Annotated in this window: 10 protein-coding genes; 4 read left to right on the plus strand and 6 right to left on the minus strand. The window is 42.4% G+C overall.

Going from position 1 to position 10,928, the window contains the following annotated elements; genetic code table 11:
* Positions 1-190: 190 nt before the first annotated feature.
* Positions 191-2,578, minus strand: coding sequence for an endonuclease MutS2 (locus J2X69_RS24220; protein ID WP_310109303.1), 2,388 nt, complete (start codon positions 2,576-2,578; stop codon positions 191-193).
* Complete coding sequence (locus J2X69_RS24225; RefSeq protein ID WP_310109305.1) at positions 2,578-2,928, minus strand: DUF4296 domain-containing protein; 351 nt, start codon at positions 2,926-2,928, stop codon at positions 2,578-2,580. The genes J2X69_RS24220 and J2X69_RS24225 overlap by 1 nt, the downstream gene beginning before the upstream one ends.
* Before the next feature lie 106 nt (positions 2,929-3,034).
* Between J2X69_RS24225 and J2X69_RS24230 the strand changes: the two genes are divergently transcribed.
* The 4 genes from J2X69_RS24230 (at position 3,035) to hemN (ending at position 7,291) form a co-directional block, all read left to right on the plus strand.
* A complete protein-coding gene (locus tag J2X69_RS24230) occupies positions 3,035-3,913 on the plus strand; it encodes a DUF58 domain-containing protein (RefSeq protein ID WP_310109307.1) in 879 nt (292 codons plus the stop codon).
* Positions 3,906-4,802: a hypothetical protein gene (locus J2X69_RS24235; RefSeq protein WP_310109309.1), complete on the plus strand. Its 897-nt coding sequence runs from the start codon at positions 3,906-3,908 to the stop codon at positions 4,800-4,802. Before J2X69_RS24230 ends, J2X69_RS24235 begins: the two co-directional genes overlap by 8 nt.
* On the plus strand, positions 4,783-5,826 hold the full coding sequence (locus J2X69_RS24240; RefSeq protein ID WP_310109312.1) for a VWA domain-containing protein: 1,044 nt from the start codon (positions 4,783-4,785) through the stop codon (positions 5,824-5,826). Before J2X69_RS24235 ends, J2X69_RS24240 begins: the two co-directional genes overlap by 20 nt.
* A 106-nt stretch (positions 5,827-5,932) precedes the next feature.
* Complete coding sequence (gene hemN / locus J2X69_RS24245) at positions 5,933-7,291, plus strand: oxygen-independent coproporphyrinogen III oxidase (RefSeq protein WP_310109314.1); 1,359 nt, start codon at positions 5,933-5,935, stop codon at positions 7,289-7,291.
* On the opposite strand, the gene J2X69_RS24250 is transcribed toward hemN, so the two are convergent.
* From J2X69_RS24250 to J2X69_RS24265, 4 genes are read right to left on the minus strand one after another with little or no spacing between them, the layout of a single operon-like run.
* Entirely contained in the window at positions 7,288-7,989 is a 702-nt protein-coding gene (locus J2X69_RS24250; RefSeq protein WP_310109317.1) for a sulfite exporter TauE/SafE family protein, read from the minus strand. The two genes, hemN and J2X69_RS24250, sit on opposite strands and share 4 nt — an antisense overlap.
* Positions 7,990-8,415, minus strand: coding sequence for a FixH family protein (locus J2X69_RS24255; protein ID WP_310109319.1), 426 nt, complete (start codon positions 8,413-8,415; stop codon positions 7,990-7,992).
* 24 nt (positions 8,416-8,439) lie between these two features.
* Positions 8,440-9,852: a cytochrome c oxidase accessory protein CcoG gene (ccoG, locus tag J2X69_RS24260; protein ID WP_310109322.1), complete on the minus strand. Its 1,413-nt coding sequence runs from the start codon at positions 9,850-9,852 to the stop codon at positions 8,440-8,442.
* A gap of 51 nt (positions 9,853-9,903) precedes the next feature.
* Positions 9,904-10,842 (minus strand): cbb3-type cytochrome c oxidase N-terminal domain-containing protein, encoded by a 939-nt coding sequence (locus tag J2X69_RS24265; RefSeq protein ID WP_310109325.1) that lies wholly within the window; start codon positions 10,840-10,842, stop codon positions 9,904-9,906.
* Positions 10,843-10,928: the final 86 nt, after the last annotated feature.

Here is a 10,928-nt window from a genome sequence, read left to right on the forward strand (position 1 = left end):
ACCCTGAACAACCAAGAAAGAGAATAGTAAAACAATCACTTAACTTAACTGTCCGGAAGACAAGAATGTGACAACCAAAATCAGGTAAGGTCAAGACCACTTCGGTCACCCGTCTTCGGTCTTCCAGCAAGCAAACCAAAGAAAATATTGATACTGGCATCATTGCGGATAATCATAATCTCTTTTTCACTTACTTCAATGTCACCAGCGTCACACCTGCTCCTCCACGATCTGCATGCTCATCCTCCATATGGTGGACTTGATTCATATCTTTAAGAAAGTTACGTGTCAAATCCCTCAAAATTCCATTTCCTTTTCCATGGACAATCCGCAGATCCTTCAGTCCCAACATAAATCCCTCATCCACGAAAGTTTGAATCAGAGAGAGAATCTCTTCACCTCTCATTCCCCTCAAGTCAAGATTGGGAGAATAATCCATCATCTTTTCATTGGTATTGTATCCACTTCGCGATACTGCTGCTTTTTTCTCTTTTTTGACTTCGCCTTGGGATATTTTCTCCAGTCTTGACAGCTTCATTTTTGACTTAAGCTCGCCGATAGAAATCTCCACCTCATTATTTTTTACCTGAAGTACCTCTGCAATTGCTCCATTGTCTTTCACTCTCACCCAGTCACCCACATCAATTTTACCTCCCAAAACCTTGATATCAGGACTCGTGACAATATTCTTTTCCGGCTTTACTTTTTCCTTGAATTCCTCCAACTCCTTACGGACTTGTTTGGTAGCTTCTTTTTCTGCCTTGCCTTCTTTGATCTCACGAATGGTGGACTCAATCTTCTTGTTTGCCTGATCAAGTAGTTGTTTAGCTTCCTGCTTTGCTTCTTGGATATAACGCTTCTTGGTCGTTTCCAATGTTTCCTTCAGTTCATTGTATTCCTGAAGACGGGTTTTCAGCAACCGCTCCTTAGCTTTGACATCAGCGAGTAACGTTGCATATTGATTTTTCTCGTTTTCTACCTGAGTAAGCAATCTGTCATAGCGAACCCGTTCCTCTCCTATTTGCTCCTTGGCATACTTCAGTATCTCCTTTGGGATTCCGATTTTCGAAGCTATCTCTAAGGCAAAAGAAGATCCCGGCTTGCCAATCTCAAGTTGGTATAGCGGCTCCAGTTTGTCTACATCATAGCGCATCGCACCATTTACCATTCCTTGATTTTTGTTGGCGATCTGTTTGAGATTCCCATAGTGGGTTGTGATCACGCCATAAGCCCCAAGTTTATTCAGTGCCAACAGGATAGATTCAGCAATGGCACCACCAAATTGTGGCTCCGTACCTGTCCCGAATTCATCAATGAACAGTATGGTTTTTCTATTTGAAAAAAGAGAAAAATGCTTCATGCTCATCAAGTGTGAGCTATAAGTACTAAGGTCATTTTCCAGATTTTGTTCATCTCCTATATCGATAAAGAAATTATCAAAAAGAGAGCTTTTGGAATCAGGATGTACAGGGATCAAAACCCCGCATTGAAGCATATATTGCAGTAAAGCCACAGTTTTCAGGGTGACTGACTTTCCTCCCGCATTTGGCCCTGAGATTACCAGCAATCGCTCATGGCCACTGAGTTTGACATCCAGCGGTACGATGCTTTTTCCTTGCGTCTTTAGTGCAATTTCCAAAATTGGATGCCTCGCCTTTGTCCAGGTCAATTGCCGCTCTTTGGTGATCTCAGGCCTACAGCTATCTGTCTTCTGCGCAAATTTTGCTTTGGCACGGATAAAATCCATCAAGCCAAGAAAATTAGTCGCTTTTCTCAACGCTGGTACAGTAGGTCTGATTTTATCGGTTAATTGAGTCAGAATTTTTATGATCTCCCGACGCTCCATGTATTCAAGATCCCGGATTTCATTGTTGATATCCAGCGCCTCCTCCGGCTCCATGTATACTGTCTGCCCCGTGGCAGATTCATCGTGTATAAAACCGCGAAGCTTTCGCTTGTTCTCAGCCGCTACAGGTATTACCAGTCTGCCTGACCGGACAGTGATGGCAGAGTCCTCGGGAGTGAGACCTTTAGCTCTTGCTTCTTTGAAAACACGCTCCATTACTTTACGCAAGCGGCTTTCTTCATAGAGTATTTGTGTGCGAATAAGCTGTAGCTCCCGACTTGCGTTGCTTCGCATCTTGCCCTTTTCATCGATGACCAGCTCGATGGCTTTGAGCAAGCTCATGTCCAGATCCAAGAGTAATCCGAGTAATTGGCTCAAGACAGGATATATTTCCTCTCTTTTCTGAAAAAATGAGATACAACCACGGAGCGTATCCAGAGAAAGTTTGATCTCATAGAAATCCTCCACATCAAGAAAAGCGTTTTCTAATTTGGCTTTTTCCAGATAGGGATTGAGATCAGTAAAATTGGAAGAAGGAAATAGCTCGCCTGAAATCAGAATTTGGCGAAACTCCTCTGTCTGGTCAAGTAATTTGTTGACCAAGTTATAGTCCGAAGAAAAAGCCAACCGATCCACATACTGCATACCAAGCGGAGAAGTACACTCTACTTTTAGCAGTTCTTTGATCTTAATGAAATTTACTTTTTGTTCGAGATTGCGTGGATATAGCATTAGAAATGGTCAATAATCCCATCAGAAGAATCCCTTACGACAAGAGAATCTACCACACGGGAATAAATCCGCTCCATCTGAGCAGGTTCGCGGAGGTAATACAACATGCTTTGAGTGAATACTGAATCGATCACCTCATGCTTGAGGAAAACATCTTTTTCGAGTAAATTATAGAGGACCTTTGACGAATCATAGGCTACCGGCATCGCGCTCGTAATCCCCTCAGTAAGATGGATATCTATCAATACTTCCACCATCTTGTCCTGAGACAACAAACCGTCCGGTTTTATACCAGAGTTACAACTCACCAGAGAAAGAATGCAAAAACTTAGTATCAGAAATCTTTTCACAACTCAAAATTAGGTTTTTTTAACTGAAAAACTCCCCACTCTTCATGTAACTGCAATTTTATAATTCAGCTTAGAAGCATAACTTAGGCCGTTCAAACCACCATTCATGAACGAATTATTCAGCAAGCTCAGAAAATACGAAATCATGATCCGAAAGGTGGCTAATAATCACCTGCAAGGAGAGTATCAGTCGCTTTTCAAAGGGTCAGGATTGGAGTTTGACGATCTCCGTCCTTACCAATATGGAGATGATATTCGTACAATCGAGTGGAAAGTATCTGCTAAAGGACACGGAACTTTTGTCAAAACGTTTCGTGAAGAAAAAGAACAGTCAGTTTTCTTCCTACTAGACATAAGCGGAAGCCAGGACATAGGTCAGCCCGGAAGTAAAAAAATAGATCAAGGCAAAACCATTGCAGGCGTGCTGACCCTTGCAGCAGTGTTCGAGGGTAGCCAAGTAGGCCTGATCAGTTATTCCGATCAAAAGGAGAAACTTATACTTCCATCCAAAGGCAGCAAGCAAGGGGTAAAAATGATCCGTGGAATCTTTGATCATGAGAATAATTCTCTGAAAACTGACCTGAATTCCATGTTTATGTTTGCATTGAATCTGATCAAGAAAAGAGCTGTGATCGTGATCATTTCTGATTTCATTGACGAAGGATATGAACGTCCATTCCGGGCACTTGCAGAGCGTCATGACGTAGTAGCTATACAGCTCACCGATCCGCGTGAGTCAGCTTTGCCTTCGTTAGGCATTATTCCTGTTTTCGACAAAGAAAAGGGAAAAACAACTTGGGTAAATACTGCCTTTGGGGGATTTTCAAAAAAAATAGCAGATACCTTTACATCGGAGCGGGAACACCTAAGAGATCTGTGCAAAAAGAATCAAATAAACTATTTGTCTATCGATACGACACAAGATATCGTAGGTCCACTTCTCGAGCTATTTAAGTACCGAAACAAACGTATGAAACGTGGCTAAAACGCTCAAAACCATTTTATTTCTTCTGATTCCGCTTCTGGGCAATGCACAGCAAATCACTGTTGACGGCTATTTCATGCAGGACTCTGCCAAGCTGGGAGAGCGGGTAGGTTATGTGCTAAAAGCAACCTACCCTCAATCGACTCAGATTATTTTCCCGGACTCCACCTTTGATTTTTCACCGTTGGTCTTACTGGAAAAGAAAACATTCATTTCCCATACTCAAGACAAAGTCACTCAAGACAGTACGATCTACTACCTGTCCAACTTCTCTCTGGATCCCAGTTCTTATTTGACTTTGCCCGTATATGAATTGGCCAGATATGACAGTGTCGTCCATTATCCGCTTGAAGCGGAGCTGAAGTTGAAGCTTACTCTAGACAGTATTCCCGAAGTATTGGTATTTCAGGAAAACAATGTATACCAACCACTTGAGAAGTCTTTTAACTGGATAATTATAGGAATTATTTTAGGTGGAATTCTACTTTCATTAGGTGTATTCTACTTCCTTTTCGCGGACAGAATAAAAAAATACTGGAAAGAAAGACGTGAGAAAAAGCGATGGGCCCAGTTTGAGAAAAAATGGAAAACCCAAACTACCCTTCTTACCGAAAACCCGTCTATAGAGTCTGCAGATGAGGTGATAGGACTGTGGAAAGGCTATATGGAGAGTATCACCAAACTACCTGTGAAAGAATGGACTTCCAGTGAAATAGGAGAACGGATGGACAATCCGGAGATATTCAAGGCTCTTCGGGCCATCGATTTAATTATCTATGCAGGAAAATCCTCTAAGAGTGAGGAGGCCACTGCCTTCCTTTTAGAAGTGGCAAGAGAAAAATACGGGGAAAAACAAACCAAAATCACGCATGAGAGAGCAGTTGTCTGAATTCTTTAGCTGGTCCTGGTTTTTGCCTGAGACCTTTAAAGGCTACGAATGGGAAAATCCAATTTTGCTAAATCTGATTTGGCTTATACCCCTGATCATGCTTTTCAGAACCTTTGTGAAGTTTCTGAAAAACCCAGTTCTCGAACTTTCCCTTCCCAATCGTGTAGCGAGCAACAATCCCTGGACATATTTACGTCTTATTCCAGGCGGATTTTTCTATCTCTTTACGATCATGCTCGTCATTGCGCTAGCCCGGCCTCAGCGAACCAATGAGCGTGTGGAGCAATATACGGAGGGCATTGACATTATGCTTGTGTTGGACATTTCCGAATCTATGGATTTACAGGACTTTACTCCAAATCGTCTGGAAGCCGCAAAAACTACTGCTATTGATTTTATCAACGGGCGTGTGGGTGATCGCATCGGAATGGTAGTCTTTGCAGGAGAAGCATATTCATTGGCGCCCCTGACCAACGATTACAAGCTACTGACAGATCTTATAAAAGAGATTTCATTCAATATGATGGAAGCGAAAGGAACAGCGATTGGCTCTGCTCTGGCGGCAGGCACAAATCGAATGAAGGATTCTGAGTCCGCTTCTAAAGTGATGATTTTGCTGAGCGACGGTGATAGCAATGCAGGGAATGTTGATCCGCTTTTTGCCGCCAATTTGGCCTCAGCTTTGGATATTAAGATTTATACGATTGCAGTGGGTAAAGACGGCTTGGTTCCTTATGGAACGGATTTCTTTGGAAGACCTCAGATGATAGAAAGCTATTTGGACGAAACAACCTTGCGTGAAATAGCAAAAATCGGAAATGGGGAGTTTTTCAGGGCTGCTGATGGTGGAACATTAACATCAATCTTCGATAGAATTGATACACTCGAGAAAACCGAAATAATAGAAAACCGCTACAAAGAGACCGCAGATTATTATAGAATTTATATGTTTTGGGGTCTTATGCTCTTCTTCGTATGGTTAGGACTTAAAAGTTCTTTTCTGAATAACTTTCTATTGGATTAGGCCTTTATTATTTGGAGAAATACCTGATCATAATCAGTTTTTCAGCTACCAAAAATCAATGAGATTCATTCATGAGTTACCGTATTTCGCAAAGAAACAGTAACTCATGACATTATCCGCCGATCTTGTACAAAAGTACAACCGTCCCGCTCCCAGATATACTTCGTATCCTACCCTTCCTCTCTGGGAAAACACACTCAAGCCTGTTGACTGGGAAGAATTGGTAAAAAAGGCCTTCCTTCAATTTGGAAAAGATGAAGGAATCTCGATTTATATCCATCTCCCATTCTGCGAAAGTCTATGTACTTACTGCGGTTGCAATAAGCGGATTACCAAAAACGAGGCTGTCAAAGCCCCTTATATTCAAGCCCTATTGGCTGAGTGGAAAAAATACACTCTCCTATTTGGTGAAAAGCCGAAAATCGCAGGAATTCATTTAGGTGGAGGCACACCGACTTTCTTTGATCCCGGCAATCTCCACGATTTGATCACAAGCATACTCATGGAATCCAAGCAGATGCCTCATGCAGAATTCAGCTTTGAGGGGCATCCGAACAACACAAGTTTCGCTCATCTGATGACACTTAAGAACTTGGGCTTCGAGCGTGTCAGTTTCGGAATTCAGGATTTTAATGAGCAGGTACAAACTACTATTCATCGGAGTCAGCCTTTTGAGAAAGTTAAGTACGTAACCGACTCTGCCAGAATTCTCGGATACACCTCAATCAATTTTGACCTGATTTATGGTTTGCCACATCAGACCAGGGAGAGCATGGCTGACACCTTCGCAAAGGTTCAAACGCTAAAACCTGATCGGATTGCTTTTTATTCCTATGCACATCTGCCAAGTGCCTTCCCTGCCCAAAAAAGCTTTGAAAAGTTTCTACCTTCTGAAATAGAGAAGAGGGAATTATATAAACTAGGAAAAGTCTTACTAATAGAAATGGGCTACGAAGAGGTTGGAATGGATCATTTTGCCTTGCCAGACGATCCACTAGTTACTGCAAAGTCCGCAGGAAATCTTCATAGAAATTTCATGGGCTACACCACCTCGCCCTCTAAACTGCTAATCGGATTGGGTGCAAGCAGCATAAGTGATATCTATTTCGCCTACGCCCAAAACGAAAAAGGAATAGACAACTACCAGTCCGAAACATTGATCGGTAACTGGACCTTACAGAAAGGCCATATACTCTCACAAATGGACGTTCAGGTAAGGAATAGTATTCTTGACCTGATTTGTAAAAAACAAGCGGAAATCCCACAGGAGATTTGGGATGAGTTGACCGAAAATCAGCTGGAGAACCTAATGGAAATGGAACGCGATCAGCTGATAAGTATAAACTCTCCTATTGTCACCGTGAGCGAAGAAGGAATGGGTTTCATTCGGAATATTTGTGCACAAATCGATCTGAGACTTGCTTCGGATCAGTCGAAAAAAAAGCTTTTCAGTAAAACAATTTAGCGACACATGGTGATTTCTACCTGCTGAGCACCATAATCAAAAACCTGTAGGTCTGGACTGTAAAAAACACCCAAACCTAACCCGCGAAAGATGAACAAAATCCCAATCATTACGCCCAAGTACGGTATGGCTTTTTGAAAATTTTGTCTCACTTGGGCGGAAAAGATATTTCCTGAATACATCAAAATCAGGAGTAAAGGAATCGTCCCTATTCCGAAGAAAAACATATAGGTGGCTCCCAAAATCGGACTTTGAAAAGCCAAAGCAGCGACTAAGGCCATGTACACCATGCCGCAGGGCAGCAAGCCATTTGCAAGACCTGTAGCGAAGAAGGCAGCGTATCCCCCTGCGCTCAGAAATCGGTTTAACTGCCTTTTGACCCAAATCACTATCCCCGATAGTGCAGGGACTGCTAAAAACTGATCCGCTCGCTTATAGGAAAGTGCAAAAATCAAAATAACCACACCCATGGCGATAGAGAAGACTTGTTGAACCCCCGCAAGTGATAATGAAAAGCCAATGCTACCGACGATCAAGCCCAGTACCGCATAGGTGAAAGTTCTTCCGAGGTTATAAAGGATTTTATGGATGAAGTAAGTTCGCCTATTCTTCCCTCCGACTGCCAATGCGATCGGGCCACACATTCCCACGCAGTGAAATGATCCAAAAAACCCCAACAAGAAGGCAGTCCACAGCATTTAAATTGTGATTATTTTCTCCTGATAATGATCTACTCCATTCTCTGACCAATTGAGCTGTACCTTCCAGTAGCCTTCTTTTAGCTCCTTCAAAGAAACTTCTGTTTTCCCGAAGTGCGTTACTTCAACGTCGATTTTCTGATCCAATGAGGAGTCAGAAGGTCGGAAAAGTCGTAAAAAGCCTTTAGCTCCGTTCGGAAGGTCTAATACGATAACTTTGGTCTGAGAATTATAAGAGATTACCTCTCTGTCCAGTGCCATTGCGGAAGTGGATTCATCAATTCTGTCTTGGTATTTTATCTCCTCTTCGTAGTAATTTTCGGTCACTAGCTCTATCCCATCCATACGTACCGATATTATTACCATTGTCATGATCAGTGCCACAAACCCTATAATAGTAAGTACTATTCCTGTTCCCCAATTCATAATTTCTTTAGTTAAATCCCAAACTTACTTTACAGGTGCTGAGAAATTTGTCTCTATTTGGTCAAGTTCCTCTCCCTTATGGAGAAGAGCCAATTTCACTTTTTCCTGGTTTACCTTAACTTCATTCCGGTTTCTCACCAAAAAGAACCTACCCTCAAATTTTGACTGGGCATCCAGTATCAGGTGCTGCGCTCCCACTATCTCCACTGTCATACCTTCGGTCAGGGACTTCAGCTCTACCTCCTGCGGCTCAAAGGTTTTATTGATCAATGTTATTTGATAGAGATTTGTGACCATTCCGTCTTCACGCTCTTGATAGGTCATCCCAGGAAATCGGGTGATCGTCGCAGAAATATCATCCCTTGTCGCGATCAGGGATACAAAAACTCCTATCAGAAGAACCAAGACCACAATATAGGACTTGACTCTACCTGTAAGTAGCTTTTGAAAGCCCTCTTTAATACTGTTTTCCGAAGCATATCGGATCAGGCCTGTAGGACGGTCTACCTTAAGCATAACTTCGTCACAGGCATCAATACATGCGGTACAGTTCACGCACTCCATCTGAATACCATTACGGATATCTATCCCAGTCGGACAAACCTGCACACAGAGACTACAATCTACGCAATCTCCTTTGCCTGCATTCTCTTCAACATTTTTGCGAATTGGCGCCCTGGGTTCTCCACGGACATAATCATACATTACGTTGATGGAATTATTGTCCAGCATCACACCCTGAAGTCTCCCGTAGGGGCACACCACCAGACATGCCTGCTCACGAAACCAAGTAAACACAAACATGAAAATGCCGGAAAATGCCAAAAGCCCTATAAATCCGGCCATATTCTCACTGGGAGGGGAAGATATTATGGCTATTACCTGATCTATTCCGATCAGGTAAGCCATAACCAGATGACCGATCAAAAGAGATATGATAGCAAAAACCGTAATCTTCAATGTTTTCTTGAAGATCTTCTTTTGATCCCATGGCTGCGCATTCAATGCTCTTTGTTGGTTGGCATCCCCTTCTATCAAGTATTCAATCTTGCGAAAGACCATTTCCATAAACAGCGTCTGCGGACATGCCCAGCCACACCAAACCCTTCCAAAAGCCACCGTAAAGAGAATAACAAAAACGACAAAAATCAGAAGCAGGAATATGAGCAGGTAGGTATCCTGAGGCCAGAATACAGCTCCAAAAATGATAAATTTCCTTTCAAAAATATTAAATAAAAGCCAAGGGCGTCCATCTACTCTGATAAAAGGCCCTGCAAATAAGATGGCTAATAGTATCCATGAAAAGTACGTTCTGTATTTGTAGAAATATCCTTTGACTTTCTTCGGATAAACCCAGTTTCGCTTCCCATCATCTTGGACAGTAGCCAGTGCGTCCCTGAACGTTTCAGGATTTAAATGTGGGTTCTTCTTTGCCATAACAGTAGGCTATTTTCTGTCGGGAATTGACTAATCCCCGACAGTGTGAATTTATTCTGCAATAGCAGTCGTATCTGCGGCAACAGAAGTGGTGTCCACCGGAACTGACTCATCGGTAGGTACAGCCTCATCATCTCCGGTGTACAATTCTCCTTGTGGTGCTTTTGGTGCAGCAGGACTAGTTCCTTGAAGGGTAAGAATGTAGCTAGCCACCTGTTGTATTTCCACCGGACTAAGTTGATCTTCCCAAGGCACCATTCCCTTCTCTATTACTCCATATTTGATCACCTTGAAGACACCTTTAAGGTCACCTCCATGTATCCAATACTCGTCGGTCAAGTTTGGCCCAATTCCCCCACCACCATCAGCTGCATGACAAGCCGCACAGTTCGCTCCGAATATAGTCTTACCTGCACTGATACCTAAATCAGAATTATCCATTTGTACATTGGTCTCGTCAATAGAAGCCAATGCACTGGCTCCGCGGGCTTCCGCCATTACAGCTGCTATGCGAACTTCCTCTTCATACTCTTCCACACCCGTCTTTCCATAGCCCAATACCGTATAATAACCAAAATAGACAACGGCTATTACGATAGTCCCCATAAAAACATATTGAAGCCAAGGAGGCATAAAGTTGTCCAATTCCTGAATACCATCATATGAATGGTCATCCATAAGCTTGTCTTTTGCCTGCTCTTCTTTTACATCTCCCGTCACAAATCGCTCTTTAAATGAATCCCACCAACTCGGCTCATTCGCCAACTCAGGGATTTCCTTGCGTAAAACGGCTGAAATAAACGACATCAGATAAATCATCAGGAGTAGGAGCAAAACAATCACTCCGATGATGACAGCTATAATAATCAGTAGAAACAGCTGATTAGAATCCATCGCTTGCAATCCTCCCAAAAAAGATTCCCCCTGAGCCAAACCTGGAGTAGAAATCAAAAGGGTACTTATCACGAATAAGGTTATATACTTTTTCATATGTTTATAATTTTTCTGTCACTTCATTTTTATATTTTTAGGTAAGGGTAAGAAAACGCTAAGAAGTTAAATTTTCATATTCATGC

It is taken from the genome of Algoriphagus sp. 4150 (assembly GCF_031457395.1).
Taxonomy (GTDB): domain Bacteria; phylum Bacteroidota; class Bacteroidia; order Cytophagales; family Cyclobacteriaceae; genus Algoriphagus.

Coding starts and splice junctions, on each gene's coding strand:
- J2X69_RS24240 (WP_310109312.1), top strand. CDS start 4,783: ATGAGAGAGCAGTTGTCTGAATTCTTTAGCTGGTCCTGGTTTTTGCCT.
- J2X69_RS24230 (WP_310109307.1), top strand. CDS start 3,035: ATGAACGAATTATTCAGCAAGCTCAGAAAATACGAAATCATGATCCGA.
- J2X69_RS24255 (WP_310109319.1), bottom strand. CDS start 8,415: ATGAATTGGGGAACAGGAATAGTACTTACTATTATAGGGTTTGTGGCA.
- hemN (WP_310109314.1), top strand. CDS start 5,933: ATGACATTATCCGCCGATCTTGTACAAAAGTACAACCGTCCCGCTCCC.
- J2X69_RS24220 (WP_310109303.1), bottom strand. CDS start 2,578: ATGCTATATCCACGCAATCTCGAACAAAAAGTAAATTTCATTAAGATC.
- J2X69_RS24265 (WP_310109325.1), bottom strand. CDS start 10,842: ATGAAAAAGTATATAACCTTATTCGTGATAAGTACCCTTTTGATTTCT.
- J2X69_RS24250 (WP_310109317.1), bottom strand. CDS start 7,989: ATGCTGTGGACTGCCTTCTTGTTGGGGTTTTTTGGATCATTTCACTGC.
- ccoG (WP_310109322.1), bottom strand. CDS start 9,852: ATGGCAAAGAAGAACCCACATTTAAATCCTGAAACGTTCAGGGACGCA.